This is a genomic window from Prevotella sp. C0026C3 (assembly GCF_056590795.1).
This window is the reverse complement of record NZ_JBWPWW010000003.1, coordinates 232,276-254,268: the sequence shown is the minus strand read 5'-3', so window position 1 is coordinate 254,268 and position 21,993 is coordinate 232,276. Positions and strand designations below refer to the sequence as shown.

Below are 21,993 nucleotides of genomic sequence, written 5' to 3'. Positions count from 1 at the left end.
AGAAATTGAACGAAAGACCGAGAGAAAAATTAAACTTTTCTACTCCAAAGTGTGAATTCTTCAAATACGTTTTATAATTTTGCACTTGCTGGTTGACTCTGCGTTATAACTAAAGCACATCAATAAGATTCATTTTATTGTCAAAAACGTTGGTCATTGACATTTTTATCATTATTTTTGCCACTAAGTTTCGATACACCCTGCTTGTTTTAGGGATGTCGGAGCATTACATAAACATCTTTAAAATGAAAGTACTTAAATTTGGCGGGACATCTGTAGGTTCCGTAAAGAGCATTCTAAGCTTAAAACGTATCGTTGAGAACGAAGCCAAAAAGCAGCCTGTTATTGTCGTAGTGAGCGCACTAGGTGGCATCACCGACCAGTTATTAACAACCGCTCAACTCGCCCTAAAAGGCGATGAGACATGGAAAGACGAATTTGCCTCCATGGTAGACAGGCACCACAAGATGGTGGATACCATTATTACCAACCCCACAAAACGCGAGGCGCTCTTCACAACAATCGATTCCCTACTAGAGCAATTACGGTCTATTTATTTCGGAGTATATCTTATTCACGACCTCAGTGAAAAGACTCAAGATGCCATTGTGAGCTATGGCGAACGCCTAAGTTCAAACATTGTAGCCACTCTTATCAATGGGGCGAAATGGTTTGATAGCCGTAATTTTATCAAGACAGAATATATAAATGGCAGGCGGATGCTTGAGAGTGAACTTTCGGCCAAGCTTGTGAAGGAAGCATTTGCCGACCTTCCACGCATCAGTTTGGTACCGGGATTCATCAGTAGAGACGTGCATACGCGGCGCACAACGAACCTTGGACGTGGCGGAAGCGACTATACCGCATCCATTATTGCCGCCGCTCTAGATGCCGAAGTACTTGAGATATGGACAGATGTAGACGGTTTCATGACGGCAGACCCGCGTGTTATCAAGACCGCATATACCATCAACGAATTGAGTTATATCGAGGCTATGGAGCTTTGTAACTTCGGTGCAAAGGTCATCTATCCTCCTACAATCTATCCGGTATGCGTTAAAAATATACCAATAAGGGTGAAGAACACCTTCAACCCGGAAAATCCGGGCACCATTATCAAAAGTAAGATAGAGAATGATTGTAAACCTATCAAGGGTATTAGCTCTATCAAAGGAACTTCTTTGATTACTGTTACAGGCCTATCCATGGTTGGTGTTATCGGTGTAAACCGCCGTATCTTCACAGCCTTGGCCAACAGAGGCATCAGTGTGTTCATGGTGAGTCAAGCTTCATCAGAGAATTCGACCTCAATAGGTGTACGCGACCAAGATGCAAACGAAGCCGTTGATGTATTAAACAAAGAATTTGCCAATGAGATAACAGATGGTGCAATGTTTCCAATGCACGTAGAGAAAGGATTAGCAACCATTGCAATCGTTGGTGAAAATATGAAACATACGCCCGGTATTGCCGGCAAACTGTTCGGAACATTAGGCCGTAGCGGTGTCAGTGTGATTGCTTGTGCCCAAGGAGCCAGCGAAACCAACATCTCGTTTGTTATAGATTCTGCTTCATTACGAAAGAGTTTAAATGTATTGCACGACTCTTTCTTCCTCTCTGAATATAAGGTATTGAACCTATTTATATGTGGTGTAGGCACTGTCGGAGGCAAACTGATTGAGCAAATCAAAAAACAATACGAAACATTAAAGGAAACCAACGGACTGAAATTGAACGTTGTCGGTATCGCAAGTTCCAAAAAAGCCATCTATAATCGCGAAGGATTAAACCTCAATCAGTATCAAGAGGAGCTTAAAGCAAGCGAAGCCAGTTCGCCGGAGAAACTGTATGAGACTATCACGGAGATGAATGTATTCAACAGCGTGTTTGTTGATTGCACGGCCAGTAAAGATATTGCGGCGCTATATCAGCGACTTCTGGAACATAATATCAGTGTCATTGCAGCTAACAAGATTGCTGCCTCAAGCGAATACGATAAGTATTTGAAGCTCAAGAAGACTGCATTGACCCGCGGAGTGAAGTTTAGATTCGAGACAAACGTGGGTGCCGGCCTTCCAATCATAGGTACTATCAACGATTTAAGAAACTCCGGAGACAAGATATTGAAGATAGAAGCTGTTCTAAGCGGGACTCTTAACTTTATCTTTAATGAAATAAGCAGCACCGTACCATTCTCAGAAACTGTACGAAGAGCAAAGGAACAAGGCTACTCGGAACCCGATCCACGCATTGATTTAAGCGGAACCGACGTGATACGCAAGCTCGTTATTCTTAGCCGTGAAGCCGGTTACAAGGTCGAACAAGAAGATGTAGAGAAACAATTGTTTGTCCCAGACTCGTTCTTCGAGAGCAATGTAGAGAATTTTTGGAAGAATCTGCCAACACTAGATTCCGACTTCGAAAAACGCAGATCGGCTTTGGAACAAGAAGGAAAACGCTGGAGATTTGTTGCAACCATGGACAGAGGAAAGACCAACGTGGCTCTACAAGTAGTCGATCATAACCATCCTTTCTACAATTTGGAAGGAAGTAACAATATTGTCTTATTGACAACAGAGCGCTATAAAGAATATCCTATGCAAATACAAGGTTATGGTGCGGGGGCAAGTGTTACCGCCGCCGGTGTATTTGCCAACATCATGTCAATTGCCAATATCTAAAATAGATGAAACATATCATTATTTTAGGCGATGGCATGGCTGACCATGTTGTCGCAAGATTGGGTAATAAGACCCTTCTTCAATATGCTGACACTCCCTACATGGACATGTTGGCTCGTAAAGGAAGAACCGGGCGACTGATGACCATCCCAGAAGGATTCCATCCGGGTAGCGAAGTGGCCAATACATCTATTCTCGGTTACGACCTTAATTTGGTATACGAAGGGCGTGGGCCATTGGAAGCTGCATCTATCGGATATGATATGGCACTCGAAGACATGGCTATTCGATGCAATATTGTGAGTTTGGAAGACGGACGAATCAAGAGCCATCATGGCGGACATCTGACCACTGAAGAGGGCGATGTGCTCATTCAATACCTGAATAAAGAACTAGGCAACGACAAAATTAAGTTCATTACTGGTATTCAGTATCGTCATTTATTAGTCATCAAGGGCGGAAACAAGCACTTGGAATGTGCACCACCACACGACCATCCCAATGAAGAATGGATGCCTTTACTCATCAAACCAGAAAAGAATTATAAAGATTCCGAAGAGGAAGATAGAAAAGATGGAAGAATGAGTGCGCAAGAAACAGCCGACCTACTCAACGACCTTATATTGAGAAGTCAGCAACTTTTAGCGCAACATCCATTCAATAAAGACAGAAAAGAGAAAGCAAATTCCATCTGGCCATGGAGTGGTGGCTACCGCCCGAACATGCAAACACTGATGCAACTATACCCCCAAATCAAGGCAGGAAGCTGTATATCGGCCGTAGACTTGATTCGTGGAATCGGGCACTACGCAGGTTTAGACATTATTAAGGTACCGGGTGCCACCGGATTAGCTGATACAAACTACGAAGGAAAAGCTCAAGCTGCCATTGAAGCACTTAAGAAACAAGACTTTGTCTTCTTGCATTTAGAGGCCAGCGATGAAGCCGGACACGACGGAGATCTTGAGTTAAAGCTCCGAACAATAGAAAATCTTGACCATAGAATAGTTGAGCCCATCTATCATGAAGTTAAGAATTGGGACACGCCTGTGTGTATTGCGGTGCTCCCAGACCATCCTACACCTGTAGAAATCAGAACTCATGTAAAAGAGGCCGTACCTTTCTTGATTTGGCACAAAGAGATTATTCCAGACAAAGTTCAACTATATGACGAAACAAGTTGTGTAGAAGGAGGTTACGGACTTATCTATCTAAACCAATTCATGGAAACATTCATGAAGCTCTAAAACAGAAAGCTATGAGATACTATAGTACTAACAAGCAGACGCCATGGGCAACTTTGCACGAAGCTGTAGTCAAAGGATTAGCTCCGGACAAGGGGCTTTATATGCCCGAAACCATTAAACGACTACCCCACTCTTTCTTCGATAACATTGAAAATCTTTCATTTCAGGAAATGTCATTCGAGGTTTCCAAAGCTTTCTTCGGTGAAGATGTAGAGGAAAATGCTCTCAAACAAATTGTCTTTGATACATTGAGCTTCGATACACCAGTTGTAAAAGTAGAAGAAAACATATATGCCCTCGAACTATTCCACGGTCCGACACTTGCTTTTAAAGATGTAGGTGCCAAATTTATGGCGCGTTTATTACAATATTTCATCAAACAAGAAAGCCATGACCAAGTCAATGTACTCGTAGCCACCAGTGGAGATACGGGTAGCGCCGTAGCCAATGGATTTCTTGGCGTCGACGGTATTCACGTATATGTATTATATCCTAAAGGAAAAGTTAGTAGCATCCAAGAGAGCCAGTTTACAACGCTAGGGCGGAATATTACAGCCATAGAAGTAGACGGGGTGTTCGATGATTGTCAAGCTTTGGTCAAACAAGCTTTCATGGATAACCAGTTGAACAACCACATGAAGCTTACTAGTGCCAACTCCATCAACGTTGCTAGATTTCTACCACAAGCATTCTACTATTTCAATGCCTACGCTCAACTCAAGCAACTCCACCAACTAGATGGAAAAGAGATGGTAGTTTGCGTTCCGAGCGGGAACTTCGGAAACATCACAGCAGGATTGTTTGCCCAGCACATGGGACTCCCTATCAAGAGATTCATCGCTGCTAATAACGCTAACGACATCTTCTATCAATACTTGCAGACTGGTATCTACTCGCCTAAACCAAGCAAACAGACAATTGCCAACGCCATGGATGTGGGCGCACCAAGCAACTTTGCAAGAATTATAGACTTATACAAAGGTGATTGGAATGCTATTAAAGCGGCAATATCCGGAGCTACTTACTCCGATACAGACATCAAACAAATCATGGCCGACTGCTATCGAACCAATCAATACGTGCTCGATCCACATGGTGCATGTGGCTATGAAGCACTGAAAATAAATCTACAAGCAAACGAAGTGGGAGTATTTCTGGAGACTGCTCACCCAGCCAAGTTCAAAGAACAAGTTGATAGCATCCTCAAAACTGATATTGAGATTCCTCAACCACTGGCTAAGTTTATGAAAGGACAAAAGCAAATTATCCCCATGAGCATCAGATTTGAAGATTTCAAAGAATTTCTGTTGCAACAATAAACAATAAAAGGCAAGTCTCCAATATTTTCCTTTGGTGACTTGCCTAAAAATGCTCTATCCCACTCTAGCCTCGTTTCTTCATTTCAAAATAGGCAGTGTGATACAACTCGCCTCCCATAGTTATTTTATAGCCTTCATCGCCTCGGCTCAAATCAAGATGACGTATTGATGTATGTTCCATACAATATTTAATGGTCTCATTAACTAGTTGATAACCCGGCGAATACCTTCCAAGTTTACCATCAATAGCCAACCATGGTATCACTACCCGTGTACCATCACGACTCACCATCCCCATCAATAAGGCAGCAATCTGTTCGTTATAATATAAAGTTGCTATGAAATTGTTACTACAGTTTCTAATACTTACGCAATCGTGCTTGGTGAACATCTTCATATACTTTTTGAGGCCTCTGTACTTACGGTATTTCTCCTGCTGCCTATCTGTATAAAAGAAATAGAACTTACTCCACTCTTTCAAGCAGAGAGGATGCCCACCTTCTACCATAAGCCGATACTCTAGTCCATCACTCTTCAACCTATTATATGAGGTGCGCAGATTTTGGCGTGCACTCTTACTCAAACCTTGGTAATAATCATCATAACTATCACTAAAGGGAATATTAACATAAGGGTAAAAAGTCACCTCTGTATCGGGGTATCGCTCTATATATCGCTGATAGACCTTAGATTGAACAGCAAAACGTGTCATCTTGATGATTCCAAACCGCTCCGTGAGTAGGTCGATGCATGCATCTATCTGTTCATCGGTTATGGTATCACGATAGATAAACTCTGCGACATCACATCCCTGTATTTCATTGAAGAGAGTTGGTAATTCACCTTGCTTTACCGAAACACTCAACGGGGCTATAAGCAGCGGTGTTTCATGATGGTAAATCACTACAAAAAGCGGATAACGCTTTTTACCAAAAATGCGCAATAAATGCTGTACCCAAATACACTTATTATAAAAATACGCCTGAAAAACACCCAGTGACTCATTATTATCATAAAGTTCTTTCCACACATGATGCAATTTCAATAGGTTGCTCGTCGTATATAAACTATAACATGATTTGGTATTTGCCATTTTCGTTAGTTGTATTTTGATTATTTACCCAATCCTATCCATTGATATATCCATTAGCAAGCTTTTATAGATAATAACCTTTCTTGTCGTAGTTCCATCCTCGTAACTGAAAAATATCATGAATAAGAGCGATAATTTGAGATGCAAAATTAATGAATATTCCTTTGATTACAAAATCAATATATTTCTTTATAAGAAACCCAACTTGTATATTAATGCTATCTAATAGGATTATCAACTTGTGAATTAAACAAATACAAGCGTAAAGGCATCATAAAGTTGGGAATTATAGATGCATTTCCTTTGTCAATAACTACAAAAATATTATCTTTGTGATGAACAGAATTGTGGAGGTTATCCATTATTCTTACATGCGATAAGCACAACCATAATTTCGTAATATAAAATCTTAACAATATGAATCTATCACCATCTGACCTAAAACAGATTTCCAATCACGGAATGACAAAAGAACAAGTAGAGCATCAGCTCAAAGAAATTGAAAGTGGTTTTCCATTTCTCCGATTAGAGCAAGCAGCTTCTACCAGTAGAGGAATTATTGCCCCTACACCCGAAGAACGCGATGCCTATATTAAGGCATGGAATACATATAAGGGAGAAGGACACACAATTGTAAAATTTGTACCGGCAAGTGGTGCAGCCAGCAGAATGTTTAAGAACATGTTTGCATTCTTGCAAGCTGATTACGATAAGCCAGAAACAGATTTCGAAAAGACTTATTTCGAGCATATACAGAACTTTGCTTTCTACGAGACACTCAACGATTGCTGCAAGAAGAATACCCATAAGGATATCCCGACACTGATAAAAAACAAACAATACAAGGATATCGTAGCTAACATGCTGAACGAGGAAGGGCTCAACTATGGTTCCCTACCCAAAGGTCTGCTGCTCTTCCATAACTACGAAGAGGGAGCACGCACTCCCATGGAAGAACATTTGGTGGAGGCGGCACTCTATGCCGATTCAAAAGGTGAGGCTAACATCCACTTCACTGTAAGCCATGACCACTTAGAACTCTTCAAACAAAGACTTGCCCAAAAACAAGCTTTTTATGAGAAGGAATTTAATATACATTACAATGTATCATTCTCTGAACAGAAACCTAATACAGATACCATTGCTACCAATCCCGATAATACGCCTTTTAGGAACGAAGATGGCAGCCTGCTCTTCCGTCCGGGTGGTCATGGTGCATTGATTGAGAACCTCAATGACATAGATGCTGACGTAACATTTATCAAGAATATCGACAATGTAGTTCCCGACCGGCTCAAAGAAGATACCATTGTCTACAAGCAACTCATTGCGGGTATTCTCGTCACTCTGCAAAAGCAAGCTTTCCACTATCTAAGAACGCTTGAGAGTGGACAATACAACCACGCTACACTAGAGGAAATCATCAGATTCGTACAACAAGATTTATGTTGCCGAAAGTCAGACATTAAGATGTTGGAAGATGCCGAATTGGTAATCTATCTCAAGAACAAGTTGAATCGCCCCATGCGAGTTTGTGGAGTGGTCAAGAATGTTGGAGAACCGGGCGGTGGTCCTTTCTTGGTCTATAACAGCGATGGCTCTGTCAGTCTACAAATACTGGAAAGCACCCAAATAGATACCAATAATACCGAATACAGCAAGATGTTTACCGAAGGTACCCACTTCAATCCTGTAGACTTGGTATGTGCAATAAAAGATTATCAAGGGAATCACTTCTATTTACCGGATTTTGTAGACAAGTCTACCGGTTTCATCAGCCACAAGAGCAAGAACGGTAAAGTTCTGAAAGCACTCGAACTTCCCGGTCTGTGGAATGGTGCTATGAGTGATTGGAATACCGTTTTCGTGGAAGTTCCACTCAGTACATTTAATCCCGTCAAAACTGTAAACGATTTACTACGGGAACAACACCAATAAAAGTAGCTACATCTTTATGAATAATAAGTTTGAATTCATTCCCCAAGAGAAGGCCGAAGCCCTGCAATTAAGGCGTCTATTACGTCAAAGCCTGACAGACTGCTTGATGGTAGACGACGAGAATAAAGTGAAACATTACCTCTACACGGCCATGGCTTCCGATATTATTCAGAGAGATGTATTCGGACTGAACCCGATACTTGAAAGTCTCAGAACCGCCCAACTTGCGGCCTCTGAGATCGGTATCAAACGTGATGGTGTCTTAGCAATATTGCTATACACCAGTATTTCGAATGATTCGGATACCTTAACCCGCATTGAGGAAGATTTCGGAGGCGGTGTTTTCCGCATCATTAGAGGCCTATGCCGTATCCATGAACTCTATGCCAAGAATCCTATCATAGAAAGTGAAAATTTCAGGAACTTGCTATTGTCATTCAGCGAAGACATGCGTGTCATTCTCATTATGATTGCCGACAGGGTTAACCTGATGAGACAAATTCGTGATACGAACGAGCTAGAGCATAAGCAAGAAGTAAGTGAAGAAGCAAATTACCTCTATGCCCCACTCGCCCACAAACTAGGACTCTACAAACTTAAAAGCGAACTAGAAGACCTCAGCCTGAAATATCTTGAGCATGATGCTTATTATCTAATTAAGGATAAGCTCAACGCAACTAAAAAAAGCAGAGACGCCTATATCCAGCGGTTCATCGAACCTATCGACGAGAAGTTGAAACAAGCCGGTTTGTCATTCCACATGAAGGGCCGTACAAAGAGTATACACTCCATTTGGCAAAAAATGAAGAAGCAGAAGTGTAACTTTGAAGGTATATATGACTTGTTCGCAATCAGAATCATCCTTGACTCTCCTCTAGAAAAAGAGAAAATGCAATGTTGGCAAGCTTATTCTATCATCACTGATATGTACCAACCCAACCCAAAGCGTTTGCGAGATTGGTTAAGCGTACCAAAGAGTAACGGATATGAAAGTTTGCATATTACTGTACTAGGACCGGAAAACAAATGGGTAGAAGTACAAATCCGTACAGAGCGAATGGATGAGATTGCTGAGCACGGACTAGCTGCCCACTGGCGCTACAAAGGGATTAAGAGCGAGGGAGGTATTGATGAGTGGCTCGCAAACATTAGAGCTGCACTCGAGAATAACGACGATTTGAAATTGATGGATCAATTCAAATTCGACTTATATGAGGACGAAGTATACGTCTTTACACCCAAAGGCGAGATTCTAAAATTTCCCAAAGGCTCTACCATACTCGACTTCGCTTACCATATCCATTCCGGTATTGGGAATACATGCGTGGGTGGACGCGTCAACGGGAAGGCTGTTTCGTTTCGAGAACAGTTACATTCGGGAGATTCCATTGAGATTATTACCCAAAATAATCAACGGCCAAAGAGAGATTGGCTCAATATTGTAAAAAGCAGCAGAGCCAAAGCGAAGATTAGACTTGCCCTAAAAGAGACGCAAGCCAAGGACGGTTTGTTTGCCAAAGAACTATTAGAGCGCAGATTTAAAAATCGGAAACTAGAGATTGAAGAGAGCATCATGGCTCATCTCATCAAGAAGTTGGGCTATAAGGAAAATTCAGACTTCTATAAAGATATTGCCGACGAGAAACTCGATACCAATAATATTATAGAGAAATATATAGAAGTCAGAGACCACGACTTGAATCTCAATGCTCCCAAAGCTGCTGAAAGTGCGGAGAATTACCAATACGATAATCCAGATGCGAGGATACTAAAGCAGAATGATGACGTATTGGTGATTGATAAGAACTTGAAAGGTCTTGACTACAAATTGGCAAAATGTTGCCATCCTATCTATGGAGATTCCGTCTTCGGTTTTGTAACAGTCAATGGAGGTATCACCATTCATCGCACAGACTGTCCCAATGCGCCTGAATTACGTAAACGATTCGGCTATCGAATTGTAAAGGCAAAATGGAGTGGGAAAGGTACAAATCAATATAGTATCACACTTCATATCGTGGGGAATGATGATATAGGTATCGTCAATAACATTACCAATATCATTTCGAAGGAGGATAAACTCTCCATGCGTTCCATCAATATAGATTCTCATGACGGCATCTTCAATGGCAATGTGGTCGTGATGCTTGAGAATATAGATATGCTTAATTCACTTATCAAGAAGCTCCAGACGATTCGCGGAGTAAAACAAGTAGTAAGACTTTAATATGTATAGGAAACTTTTATTCATTATCATCAGCCTAAATACAATCGTTGCTAAAGCGGCTGCCCAGCAAATACAATATACAAAATATGATAGCACAAAAGTGGTATTACTGTTGAAACAGGCTAAGACACGGAAAGCTAATACAAATTACGTATTGTTTTTTGCTAGACAATTAGTCAATATACCCTATGTAGCCAAGACTCTAGAAAATAATCAAAGCGAAAAATTGGTCATCAATCTGAGAGAATTGGATTGCACTACCTATGTAGAAAATGTACTTGCTTTAACTTTATGTGCAAAGAAAAAACAGATAACCTTTAAGGACTTCTGCCATTATCTGCAAACAATCAGATATGAACAAGGAAGTATTCACTACACAAACAGGCATCATTATTTTACGGAATGGATTATCAGTAATACCAAATTAGGACTGGTAAAAGATAGACAAACAACAAAAGCACCTTTCACTGGTATACAGAAAATAAATGTGAGCTACATGAGCGAGCACCCTCAATACTATCCTATGTTAGTGAAAAACCCGACATGGAAAACAGCTATAGCTCGCATGGAAAAAGATTTAAACGGATTGACATATCGCTATATACCCAAGAAGACAATTGCAAACACCTCCCTATTCAAAAACTCAATTAAAGATGGAGATATCATTGCAATCATCACCAACAAGCGCGGACTAGATACTTCGCATATTGGAATAGCCGTATGGCATCGAGATGGACTTCACATGCTGAATGCCTCACAAATCCGAAAAAAAGTAGTAGAAGAGCCAATGCTGCTGAGAACCTACATGAGCAAGCATCCTATACAAATCGGAATACGAGTTATAGAAATCAAATGAGACTATTTTCTACCAAAATTAAAGCCAACATAGATATTTAAATTCCCAAATGTAGTATTGGCATGGAATTGGCTTTTATGGTAATTATAGGTATGCAGAATGGCACTTGTCCCTGCATACCATTTCGTATTATTCCACACGATACCGAAACGACCGACACCATCTAGATTCATATTCTTGAAAGTAAAGTTACGAAAACTAAAGCTCTTGTGTGCTTCATCTCCCTTACTACTCTGATATCCTAAGGCTAAAGACAGCGAAGCAGCAAATAACCAGTTCTTGGCAAAAACCCAGTTATAAGCATAACCACCCATTAGTGAAAAATCAGAATAATTAATTTTTGAGGCCAACAGACTCGTATCGGCCTTTATCGTTTCAACGACAGCACTATTCAGTCGTTCTTCTGCCAAATCGTATAGCTTACACCAATCCAAATCTAAGGAATGGTGTGTATACCCAATACCAACAAGGGGCGAACCGGTACTAATCTTTTGACAAGTGCTCTGACTAAAGGCTGCCGGATAAGAAAATCTTTTATGGTTGAAAATATAATACAGATTAAAACCTTTTACACTCGCTTTAAATCCATCAAAAGAAGCTTTATCCAAAGGAGATGTATCAATTCCACTGCCAACTTCCAACTCACTGATTCGATAATCATCACCTGTCTTGCGGTAGAACAAATCAATTCCTATCTGATTACTATACAAACTCAAATCGAACTCCTTACGATTATTACCATCCGACAAATGACTAAGGTCTATGGTATAGCCTAAAAACACCCACCGCCAACCGATATAAGGCCCTATCTTTATACTCGGTTTAGGAGACAATCGCATTGTAGTTCCTTGTCTAGAACGCAACCAATACATCTCATAAGTATTCGTATTCTGCAACATGACTGTAAAATTATAATGCTGCGGCTCTATATAATGGGTATCTACACGGCTAAATTCCTTGACAACCTCATATATCCGATTGAATGTACTGCGCTTCTCATGATGCACAGTATCAAGTTGTGCCCATAAAGAAAGGGCACCAACAAACATAAAAATCAAAAATAAGAAGAGTGATTTCTTCAACACTGTCTATCTAAAGTTTACCTAAAATTCTATCCATAACCCAATTGACAGGGGTAGCACTCACACTAGTACATGTACAAGCACCAATCCCTTGTAAGTCTTCTGTCACAGTCTTGATAATTGGTAACTGTACATAGTCTGGATTAGGAACTGTAATACTTGTCGTCCCTGCACTTGTAACAAGCATGATTGGATCATAGTTAAATACAGAAAACGATACCATGCCTTTGTCGCCAATAACTTCTATTCGGTCTTCTTTGGCACTTTGATGCCCAACAAAACACCAAGAACCACTTCCGGGTAGGCCATTTTCAAACAAAAAACAAGCACTGATAGTGTCTTCGGCTTGATACAAATGAGCACGATTGGCACAATACCCATGTGCCCGTGTAATCACTCCGAACAGTTCTTGTAACAAATCGAGCTGATGAGGAGCTAAATCATAGAAGTATCCACCACCAGCAATATCGGGTTGAAGACGCCAAGGAAGATTCTTAGCACTACTATAATCTAAATCCCTCGGAGGTACAGAAAATCTCACCTGAACATTTGTCACCTTGCCAATAGTTCCACTAGAGATAATATTCTTCACTTTTTGGAAATAAGGAAGATACCGTCTATAATACGCAACAAAACAAGGTACACCAGTCTGCTCACTTACCCGATTGATTCGAGCACAATCTTCATAGCTGGAAGCAAGTGGTTTTTCTACATATACGGGCTTTCCTGCCTTCATCGCCATAATAGCGAATGTGGCATGACTAGATGGTGGAGTGGCAATATAAATGGCATTGATATTGGAATCGTCTATCAACTCTTGGGCATCAGTATACCATTTTTTGATATGATGACGCTCTGCATAAGAACGGGCTTTCTCTTCACTTCTACTCATGACTGCTTCAACATGAGAGCCTTCAATCTCGTTGAAAGCCGGTCCAGACTTCTTCTCTGTGACCTCTCCACAGCCAATAAACCCCCAACTAATTAGTTTCATATCTTTAATTTCCTTCGATTTAATATCTAATAGTAAGATGGTATCTTCTAAACTATCAACCATTCTACAGGCTAATCAGTGCAAAGATAATGCAAATAAGATATAAATAAGAAATTCTAGAATGTTTATTGTTGCTAATGTATTGATTCCTTGTACTACTCTATAAACTTTCTACTAGATGCTACAAAATAAAGCTCCAACCTGTTTTAGGCCGGAGCTTATATCTAATCAAAGAGATGTTACTTAATATAACACTTTCAATTCTAGGCAATACTTAGAAGAACAAATAACGGTTATCAACAACCTTTGCCTTCATATAAAGTTCATTCATGAAATTCCCAGCATACTGAAGAGCTTTCTGACGAAGTTTTTGTTCCTCTGACTTATCATTGAACTTAGTAGAACCAGCCTGCTTGTTCATGACTTGGAACACATAAACACCGGCATTACCTTTCACAGGTTTAGCACTAAACTGTCCTTTCTTCGTAGCAGCAACAGCACCACTAAGAGCTGGCTCACTAGCACCTGTTGCTGGAATAAATACTGGTGCAGCAAATGTAACCTGATTTACAGGAGAAACAGTTGCACCCTTAGCCTTTGCAGCAGCCACAGTATTGGCACCTTGAAGTTTTGCCAATAACACTTCAGCCTTCTTATCTTTCAACACTTCAGCCTTGACGACTTCCTTTACCTGATTGTCTTCCAAAGTACGATAACCGATAGGATGAATCTTTGTAAGCACTACAACCAACAAGTGGTCGTTATCGCCACATTCATACATAGGAGAAACACTACCCTGTTTAGCCTCAAACAACCATTTCAAAGCCTCACGTGTACTATGTATATTAGCCAAATAATGCTGAGCAGTTGTAACATCATTAGCCTCTTGAACCTTAAATCCACTAGCTTGTGCATTCTTCAAGATAGCTTCGGCAGATTGATTTGCACTTACAAAAGAGCTGAACTTATTATAAGCTGCACTATAAGTCTCTCTAGAGAATTCTATACTCTTCTTGATAACAGCCGCAGTATACTTATTAATCATGCCCTTACGATCTACGACCTGAAGGATAATATTACCTTGAGTAACAGGAATATTAACGACTCCATTTACTGCCATGGTATTCAAGCTGTTGATAAATGTCTTCGTATCATTATCCATGGAAGGAGCATTCTGATACTGATTGGTGGTCATCCAAGTCTTCTCGCCAGTTTGGCCATACTTCTTAGCTAATGCCTCAAAATCAGCTCCACTCTTCAAAGCAGTATACACAGAATCAGCAGTCTTGCGAGCTACATCTACGGATGCGCCACTAATTTGAATCTGACGATACTGAATAGAATCAGGCAACTGCTGTTTTGCAACTAGTTTCACTATATTCATAGTATTGTCCTGATGGTTTACAGAAGGACCAAAAGTCTGACCTACAGCCATAGAATCCAAACGTTGCGCAATATCAGAGGGGAAAGCAGTCTTTGCTACAGGAATTCCAAGATAACTAATCAAAGAGGTACTCTTACGAACAACTTCCGCAGGATCGGCAGCGACAGCCAACTCACTAGCATAAGTAGCAAATTGCTTATTGATTGCAGACTTATCATTAGAAGAAGCTGTTACCTGATAATCAATAAACTTAATATCTCTACTTTCAACATACTGCTTAAAGCGAGGTTTCAATTCATCATACTTCGCTTTCAAATCTGCATCAGAAATCTTCACTTTATCGTCTGAAACACTGCTATAAGGCAATGAAGCCAATTGAATTTGATTTTCTTCTGTAGCATCCTTGAATGCCATCTTAGCTTCTACAGGATTAGACAAAAAGCTATGAGCCAATAGATTTTGGAACTTTTGTGCCAATGTTTGTTGACGCAAAGTCTTCTCTATAAAAGTCCAATACTTATAAATGGTTTCATATTGCTGTGCCATTTGAGGATTCGCTGTCTTCTGTGCCTTATACTCTGCAAGGAACTTTTGCAAAGCATTAGCATCAAAACGACCAGTTTGTTGATTAACAAAAGGAGTCTGCAATAACATTGGATTAGTTCCCTGTTTCAAAATATTCTGCATCTCCTTATCGGTAACTGTCAATCCAAGTTCCTTTGCTTCGTTTTCAACAAGCTTAGACTGGATATAAGTATTCCACACCATATCCTTCACTTGGTTCAACTGCTCATCGTTTAGGTTTTGAGTTCCCTGCTGCATTTTAATTACTTCAGTATACTCATCAACTAACTTTTGAAAATCCTGTACATTGATTTTCTCACCTAACACTTCACCGACTTGTTGACGTTGATTGTTTCGGTTTGTCTCACAAGAGCGAAACGCCTCTTCGGCAATGAAGGCAAAAAGACCTAGACCAATGATGATAATCAAGGTCACACCTTTGCTTCTAATTTTTCCTAATGCTGCCATTACTTTATTATGTTTATTTATTTTTATGTTTTTTCATCATACAAAGTGGCTACAAAAATAGCAATAAAAATATAAATAGAGTAACTTTTCTACCATAAAAGCTTACCTTATAAGCTATTTTCCTCATTGTTTGAATAGGTTAAACTATTTTTAAGTAGACTAATTCGCTATTATTTATCTATCCAAAGTCGCACTAATTCTATTTTTGTCATAGTATTCTTGATGATTTTAAATCTATATTTACCGATTTGTATCACTTCATTCAACTTTGGAAAGCTCTGATATTCGTGTAAAATAAAGCCTCCTATAGTCATATAATCATCACTTTCTGGCAACGCCAAATCGAAGAGTTCGTTCACTCGATCAATTTCCAACCGAGCCGACAACGTGTAACTTCCATCTTCATTTTTCTTGGAAATATATTTCATATTGTCGTGTTCATCTTCTATATCACCAAAAATTTCTTCCACAATGTCTTCCAAAGAGACTAGTCCACTAGTACCTCCAAACTCATCTACAACGATACCAAGACTTTTCTTTTCCTGTAAGAGCATATGCATTAAACGTTGAGCAGCCATCGTTTCAGGAACAAAGGGAATGGAATTGATATGGTCAGTCCAATGTGCAGGGTCACGAAACATTTCCGAAGAGTGTATATATCCCTCTACATGGTCAATATCTTCATTGTAAACAATAATCTTGGAATTACCACTCTCAATGAATTTCTGTTTTAATTCCTCCAACGTACAATTCTTCTCAACAGCATTGATTTCTGTTCGAGGAACCATACAATCCCTCACCTTTGTATCAGAGAAATCCAATGCGTTCTGAAAAATCTTCACTTCATCTTCTATATCATCGTCGCTCTTAGCATTCTCAATACTTGACTGAACAAGGAAATCAAGATCGACTTTTGAAAACTCACCGACACCATTACTTGTATCTATCTTTACCCCAAGTAGGCGTAATAAGATTTTAGAAAGGAACGTAGACAATCTACTAATAGGCCACAGGATGATATAAAAGACAAACACCAATGGTGAAAAGAATGCAAGGAGCTTATTCGGGTTGCTTTTAAAAAGCGTCTTAGGCATAAACTCTCCCACAAACAAGACAATAATCGTAGACAATATTGTGTCTGCCATCACCCTATATCCAGACTCCAACCCTACAAATATGGTGCTATCAAAGAAATGGGCAATCAAAATACCGTAAACAACAAGCACAATATTGTTACCCACCAACGTTGTACTAACAAAATCGTTAGGATGATGATAAAAGAAATCGACAATACGCTGAGTAATACTATTGCGATTTTTGTCCATTTCAGCTAACATCCTATTTGAAGAAACAAAGGCTATCTCCATCCCAGAAAAGAAAGCTGAGAAGAGCATCGTAATAATAATACTTATGATTAACGGTAAATCCAAATTATATAAATAATTTAATTTTAATGATTTAAAACAGGTACACTCAGTCTACGAGGTTCGGTTTGAGGACGCCTAGCTTTTTGTATCGAATCCGTAGCAACTTTAGCAGAATCCGTCATATCAGCATTATTATCAAAATCCCCCTTTTCAAAAGAGCCCTTCGTATTTGACACATAATACTTAGTCATCTTCTCATCACTTCGGAAATAAGTACCTTGTAACGTGCGTTCGGGAGTTATTAATCGGGAGAATACATAGGAATAAAGTTCATGTTTATTCTCGTCCCAAAATAATTGCTCGCTTTGAAACTTCAGTCCATCTTTCGTTAGAATCTTCACACGAGAGTGTAATTCCCATATTTTCTGCTGGGTATAATAATAAGCTGTATCGCATTGAATGTACGATTGAACATGGAATTTCTCATCAAATTGTTCCAAGAATAGTCCTTTATCAAATATCCATCTTGGAGGATTACGGTTTTCATTTACCTCCCACTCTTCTGTAACAATACGATATTTAATGACACCAGAGTCGGAGATGAGCGTATTAACTCCATAAGATGTCATCAATGCCACAGAATCTTTCTCTAAAATGGCAGGTGCAGTATGCTCTTTCTGCTCCTTACAAGAATTAAAAGAAAGGAACAGTAATAGTAAACAGCCGGATATACACCAAGAAGACTTCATTAAGACAAACAGCCTTTTATTCCACTTTCCACTTTGCAAACCAACGTTCATTAAACGTTAATCCTATATTTATTCTGAAAGTATTCTCCTTAATGAATCCTGTAGCTGATTGATTAACCCACTGTGCACTGATATTTAACATCGAACGATTATTATAAGCATTCATGATTGGAATGCCAAAACCTACAGTCGCACTAATCTCCTTAGGACCATCTTGCCCATTTATGACTAAGTATGGTGTCGCATAACTTACACCGGCCCGATAATGAATACGATTAAATAAAGACCGTGAACGCTTAGACATAGGAGTAAAATCAAATCCGGCCGTGATCTTATGTCTATCCTTAAACAGACCCGATGTCTTCATATAGCTTACATTACCATTAGACTCATTATATTGTGGAAACTCTGTAGTACCCCATTTTTGCAAAGAATAATCAACACCAAATTTCAACATATCATGGTGATTCCACATAAAACCGGCCCCAATGCTTGTCGGCATCTCAAGTGCTTTAGCCGCTATGTAAGACGTCGTATCGGCAGTAACCGTTTGGCTATTGGTAGAAACCACTTTACAAGAGGCATCTGCATTCAACTTATGTCCTAAACCATAAGTAAGACCAATTGTCAATTGATCCTTCTCTTTCAATTTTGCAGTATACTGAACACCGAAATCCAATTTATAGTTACTTACAGAAGCAGTATAATACTTAGCCAGCGTATTAACATAAGCATCGCTATAACTATTAATAACCGAGCGAGTATAATTACCCCAAAGGAAACCTACAGTCGCACCAAAAGAGAAACCTTTAAATGGCTCCCAACCAAATCCCAAATAGACATCATGCAACCCACCTTCACCATTATAGGTATTGCTATAAGCCTTTGACGTGTTGCTAGAATTTGGATTCAAGGTTTCTGTTGTCGCATAGTTATACCCTATATTAGTGAAGGGTATCAAACCAAAACTAACTCCAAAATGCTTAGCTGCCCGAAATCCAGCTACAACATAATCAAAAGTTGCATTATTAGCATTTTTACGAACCCCATTTTCGGAAAAATTGGTTATTTGTCCAGAAAAGCCTGCATCAAAGATGAAACTCAAAGAATCTATGGCAGACAACGATGCTGGATTTAGGTAATTTACTTGATTATGTTCACGAAAACCAAGACCTAAACCATTCATACCACGACTAAAGCCTGCTCCCTGCTCAGTGAGCATACCTAGTCCGAATTGACTATAAGGAGAATTCGTTCCACTCTGTGCAAACGCTGAGTTAGAGATTGCAGCCATCAAGGCCATGCATAGAAGTATCTTTTTCATCTAGTATAAAATAAACGCTGCAAAATTATCAAAAAAAACAGAAACAAATGCAGGATAACTCGGAAATATAAGTTATTTTTGCATCGTGAAACATTTCAACCACATATTAAGGACAGCTTATTTTATAATTTTACTGTCTTTAACAAGTATTACCAATGCCGAAAATACAAGCGGTACTCCAAAGAATTTATCAAAAGATTCTATTGAAATCAGTTTGTTGACATGCGGACCTGGGTCTGAAATCTATTCCCTTTACGGCCACACTGCCATCAGGTTTCATAATATAACTAGGAATGAAGATTGGGCCATTAATTATGGAATGTTTTCATTCAAGCAAAGCTTTTTTATTTTAAGATTTGTATTTGGCCTTACCTATTACGAAATGGGGATCATCCCATTCAATGACTTTTTGGCAGAATACCAATCAGATCGTAGATGGGTAAAAGAACAAAAGCTTAATCTAACTCAAGCCGAAAAAGAGAATATAGAAAAGGCTCTAAGAACAAATTACCTACCAGAGAATCGAACCTATCGTTATAATTACTTCTACGATAATTGTACCACAAGGGCTAGAGATATTTTAGTCAGTAATCTAGAAGGAAAAGTAACCTTTCCACCTATCACAAATCCGGATGCCACCTATCGTTCTATGATTCATCAATGGAATGAAGATAGTAGATGGGCACGCTTTGGCAACGATTTACTGCTAGGTATTAAGGCTGATTACAGAACAGAGAAATCTGAGCAACAATTCCTACCAGACTCGTTATGCAACGATTTTTCCAAGGCAACCATCAATCGCGTAGGCATTGCTGAGAACTTTGTTTCTGAAACACATTGGCTTATCCCTCCCACCACGGTGGTCTCCGTACCTAATATCTTCCAAGGAACACCACAAGGAGATGCTGCTATTCTACTTGCCATAACTATCATTTTTACGATTATAGCACATATATATTCCCCCTTAAAAGGTGTAACTATTTGCTTTGACTACCTACTATTCCTAGTTACAGGAGTATGCGGTCTCATACTTTTGGCCATGATTTTCAGCCAACATCCAACAGTTAGCATCAACTTCCAGATTCTAATACTGAATCCCCTGAACATACTTTTCCTATTCAAGAGATTTAGGAAAAACCACAAATATGCTTATATACTGACTATTTGCTACACTTTTTTCTTCATATTAAGCTTCTTCCAGCAGTATGCAGAAGGAATGATGCTTTTGGCACTATGCTTGCTAATGCGTTGGACAGATAGAATATATTCTAAAAAACAATTAACAATAAATAGATGAATCGATACATTGCCATATTGATAGCTGCACTTACATCCGCTGAGATGCAAGCATTTCAATTGACACCAAGACTTGTTGTCAATATCAATATCGACCAATTGCGTACCGACTATATCGAAGCATTCTCCCCACTATTTGGCACTGATGGCTTCAAAAAGCTACTCTATCAAGGCAAAGTGTACGATGCAGCATCCTATAGTTTCACTCCTATAGACCGAGCTTCTGCCATATCATCTATTACAACTGGCACATCGCCTTATCATCATGGCATCATTTCGTCTACATGGTTAGATCATAAAACCCTCCGCCCTGCATCTTGTGTAGACGACATTAAATATTTTGCTTCACCTGCAAAGCTTCAGACCTCTACCATTGGAGATGAAATGAAAGTCAGTAGCAATGGTACAAGCATTGTATACGGACTTGCAGCTTACAAAGATGCCGCAATCCTTTCGGCCGGTCATGCAGCCGACAACGCTATATGGATTGACGAGAATACAGGGAAATGGCGTACCTCGACATATTACACACCCAAAAGCGAAAAATGGTTGCCTCAATCATCCATAGTAACAGCTACCAAACGAGGTAATAGTTTCAATGCAACAGAATACAATGAGCATATCGCCAATATGGCATTGACGGTCATTCAAGCGCGTGCCATGGGGGCCGATGAAACTCCAGATTTATTGAACATATCGCTTTCGGCAACTGCTTTTTCCCAAACATCCACCATGGAAAGAGTCTATACACAGCTTGACAAGACTCTAGGGAAATTAATTAGTAATATAGAAGCGCAGAGTGGAAAGGACAAGGTACTCTTCGTCATTACAAGTACTGGGTATGCCCAAGCAGATAATCGAAATTATACCCAATACCGTATTCCCACCGGCACGTTCTATATCAATCGTACCGCTAAACTCCTTAATGTCTATTTAAGTGCAATCTATGGACCGGGGGAATATATCGAGGCATATTATCACAACCAAATTTATCTGAATCATAGACTTATTGGACAGAAAAAGGCGACTCTCCATGATGTCCTTAGTCGGTGTCAAGAGCTTCTAAGTCAGACTGCCGGTGTCAGCGATGTATTTACAAGCAAGCGTTTACTCTCTGGGAATAACGACATACAAAAACTGCGTAATGGTTTTTATCCCCCTGTCAGCGGAGATATTACGATAGAAATTGCTCCGGGTTGGCAACTAGTCAATGAAATTATACCAGAACATTATACAAGTAGTACAACTTTCGTACCATTTCCTATTATCTTTTATGGGGCAGGGATTCATGCAGAGAGAGTTACTACACCTGTTACTGTAGACCAAATTGCGCCTACGATTTCCAAAGCTATCAAGATTCGTGCTCCAAATGCTTGTAGCGCAGCTCCTTTATTCTAAGATTCA

Annotated in this window: 15 protein-coding genes; 8 read left to right on the top strand and 7 right to left on the bottom strand. The window is 39.6% G+C overall.

The genetic code is table 11. The features are described 5' to 3' along the window. The first annotated feature begins 245 nt into the window (after positions 1–245). From thrA to thrC, 3 genes are read left to right on the top strand one after another with little or no spacing between them, the layout of a single operon-like run. Positions 246–2,681, top strand: a complete 2,436-nt coding sequence (gene thrA / locus AC1EK4_RS03375) for a bifunctional aspartate kinase/homoserine dehydrogenase I (RefSeq protein WP_036896522.1) — start codon at positions 246–248, stop codon at positions 2,679–2,681. Between the two features lie 5 nt (positions 2,682–2,686). Continuing rightward, on the top strand, positions 2,687–3,928 hold the full coding sequence (locus AC1EK4_RS03370; RefSeq protein ID WP_036896442.1) for a cofactor-independent phosphoglycerate mutase: 1,242 nt from the start codon (positions 2,687–2,689) through the stop codon (positions 3,926–3,928). A gap of 11 nt (positions 3,929–3,939) precedes the next feature. After that, a complete protein-coding gene (gene thrC, locus AC1EK4_RS03365) occupies positions 3,940–5,247 on the top strand; it encodes a threonine synthase (protein ID WP_036896443.1) in 1,308 nt (435 codons plus the stop codon). A gap of 64 nt (positions 5,248–5,311) precedes the next feature. On the opposite strand, the gene AC1EK4_RS03360 is transcribed toward thrC, so the two are convergent. Beyond that, entirely contained in the window at positions 5,312–6,340 is a 1,029-nt protein-coding gene (locus tag AC1EK4_RS03360; protein WP_082721779.1) for a GNAT family N-acetyltransferase, read from the bottom strand. A 417-nt stretch (positions 6,341–6,757) separates the two neighbouring features. On the opposite strand from AC1EK4_RS03360, the gene AC1EK4_RS03355 reads away from it, so the two are divergent. From AC1EK4_RS03355 to AC1EK4_RS03345, 3 genes are read left to right on the top strand one after another with little or no spacing between them, the layout of a single operon-like run. Next, positions 6,758–8,278 carry a DUF4301 family protein gene (locus tag AC1EK4_RS03355; RefSeq protein WP_036896448.1) on the top strand — a complete coding sequence of 507 codons (1,521 nt, stop codon included), beginning with the start codon at positions 6,758–6,760 and terminating at the stop codon, positions 8,276–8,278. Positions 8,279–8,294: 16 nt separating this feature from the next. Beyond that, positions 8,295–10,505, top strand: coding sequence for a RelA/SpoT family protein (locus tag AC1EK4_RS03350; RefSeq protein ID WP_480356993.1), 2,211 nt, complete (start codon positions 8,295–8,297; stop codon positions 10,503–10,505). A gap of 1 nt (position 10,506) precedes the next feature. After that, on the top strand, positions 10,507–11,361 hold the full coding sequence (locus AC1EK4_RS03345; protein ID WP_480356992.1) for an N-acetylmuramoyl-L-alanine amidase-like domain-containing protein: 855 nt from the start codon (positions 10,507–10,509) through the stop codon (positions 11,359–11,361). 2 nt (positions 11,362–11,363) lie between these two features. Here the strand turns inward: AC1EK4_RS03345 and AC1EK4_RS03340 are convergent, their stop codons facing one another. The 6 genes from AC1EK4_RS03340 to bamG all read right to left on the bottom strand — a co-directional run bounded on the left by AC1EK4_RS03340 (position 11,364) and on the right by bamG (position 19,293). Next, positions 11,364–12,410, bottom strand: a complete 1,047-nt coding sequence (locus tag AC1EK4_RS03340) for a DUF4421 domain-containing protein (protein WP_480357000.1) — start codon at positions 12,408–12,410, stop codon at positions 11,364–11,366. Positions 12,411–12,453: 43 nt separating this feature from the next. Further along, on the bottom strand, positions 12,454–13,437 hold the full coding sequence (locus tag AC1EK4_RS03335; protein WP_036896524.1) for a Gfo/Idh/MocA family protein: 984 nt from the start codon (positions 13,435–13,437) through the stop codon (positions 12,454–12,456). Positions 13,438–13,711: 274 nt separating this feature from the next. Then, a complete protein-coding gene (locus AC1EK4_RS03330) occupies positions 13,712–15,853 on the bottom strand; it encodes a peptidylprolyl isomerase (protein ID WP_480356991.1) in 2,142 nt (713 codons plus the stop codon). Positions 15,854–16,023: 170 nt separating this feature from the next. Then, positions 16,024–17,283: a hemolysin family protein gene (locus AC1EK4_RS03325; protein ID WP_036896457.1), complete on the bottom strand. Its 1,260-nt coding sequence runs from the start codon at positions 17,281–17,283 to the stop codon at positions 16,024–16,026. A gap of 20 nt (positions 17,284–17,303) precedes the next feature. Further along, entirely contained in the window at positions 17,304–17,969 is a 666-nt protein-coding gene (locus AC1EK4_RS03320; protein ID WP_052052763.1) for an OstA-like protein, read from the bottom strand. 16 nt (positions 17,970–17,985) lie between these two features. Further along, complete coding sequence (gene bamG / locus AC1EK4_RS03315) at positions 17,986–19,293, bottom strand: BamG family beta-barrel-assembly machinery protein (RefSeq protein WP_036896459.1); 1,308 nt, start codon at positions 19,291–19,293, stop codon at positions 17,986–17,988. Between the two features lie 85 nt (positions 19,294–19,378). On the opposite strand from bamG, the gene AC1EK4_RS03310 reads away from it, so the two are divergent. After that, on the top strand, positions 19,379–20,590 hold the full coding sequence (locus AC1EK4_RS03310; protein ID WP_062435658.1) for an Lnb N-terminal periplasmic domain-containing protein: 1,212 nt from the start codon (positions 19,379–19,381) through the stop codon (positions 20,588–20,590). Further along, the gene (locus AC1EK4_RS03305) at positions 20,587–21,987 is read left to right on the top strand and encodes an alkaline phosphatase family protein (RefSeq protein ID WP_062435654.1); all 1,401 of its coding nucleotides are present in this window, start codon (positions 20,587–20,589) and stop codon (positions 21,985–21,987) included. The genes AC1EK4_RS03310 and AC1EK4_RS03305 overlap by 4 nt, the downstream gene beginning before the upstream one ends. The last annotated feature ends 6 nt before the right edge of the window (positions 21,988–21,993 follow it).

Excerpts from the sequence above, each read along its gene's own strand:
- AC1EK4_RS03355 (WP_036896448.1), top strand. The coding sequence starts at position 6,758 with ATGAATCTATCACCATCTGACCTAAAACAGATTTCCAATCACGGAATG.
- AC1EK4_RS03330 (WP_480356991.1), bottom strand. The coding sequence starts at position 15,853 with ATGGCAGCATTAGGAAAAATTAGAAGCAAAGGTGTGACCTTGATTATC.
- AC1EK4_RS03345 (WP_480356992.1), top strand. The coding sequence starts at position 10,507 with ATGTATAGGAAACTTTTATTCATTATCATCAGCCTAAATACAATCGTT.
- bamG (WP_036896459.1), bottom strand. The coding sequence starts at position 19,293 with ATGAAAAAGATACTTCTATGCATGGCCTTGATGGCTGCAATCTCTAAC.
- AC1EK4_RS03305 (WP_062435654.1), top strand. The coding sequence starts at position 20,587 with ATGAATCGATACATTGCCATATTGATAGCTGCACTTACATCCGCTGAG.
- thrA (WP_036896522.1), top strand. The coding sequence starts at position 246 with ATGAAAGTACTTAAATTTGGCGGGACATCTGTAGGTTCCGTAAAGAGC.
- AC1EK4_RS03335 (WP_036896524.1), bottom strand. The coding sequence starts at position 13,437 with ATGAAACTAATTAGTTGGGGGTTTATTGGCTGTGGAGAGGTCACAGAG.
- AC1EK4_RS03350 (WP_480356993.1), top strand. The coding sequence starts at position 8,295 with ATGAATAATAAGTTTGAATTCATTCCCCAAGAGAAGGCCGAAGCCCTG.
- AC1EK4_RS03320 (WP_052052763.1), bottom strand. The coding sequence starts at position 17,969 with ATGAAGTCTTCTTGGTGTATATCCGGCTGTTTACTATTACTGTTCCTT.
- thrC (WP_036896443.1), top strand. The coding sequence starts at position 3,940 with ATGAGATACTATAGTACTAACAAGCAGACGCCATGGGCAACTTTGCAC.
- AC1EK4_RS03340 (WP_480357000.1), bottom strand. The coding sequence starts at position 12,410 with ATGTTTGTTGGTGCCCTTTCTTTATGGGCACAACTTGATACTGTGCAT.
- AC1EK4_RS03360 (WP_082721779.1), bottom strand. The coding sequence starts at position 6,340 with ATGGCAAATACCAAATCATGTTATAGTTTATATACGACGAGCAACCTA.
- AC1EK4_RS03370 (WP_036896442.1), top strand. The coding sequence starts at position 2,687 with ATGAAACATATCATTATTTTAGGCGATGGCATGGCTGACCATGTTGTC.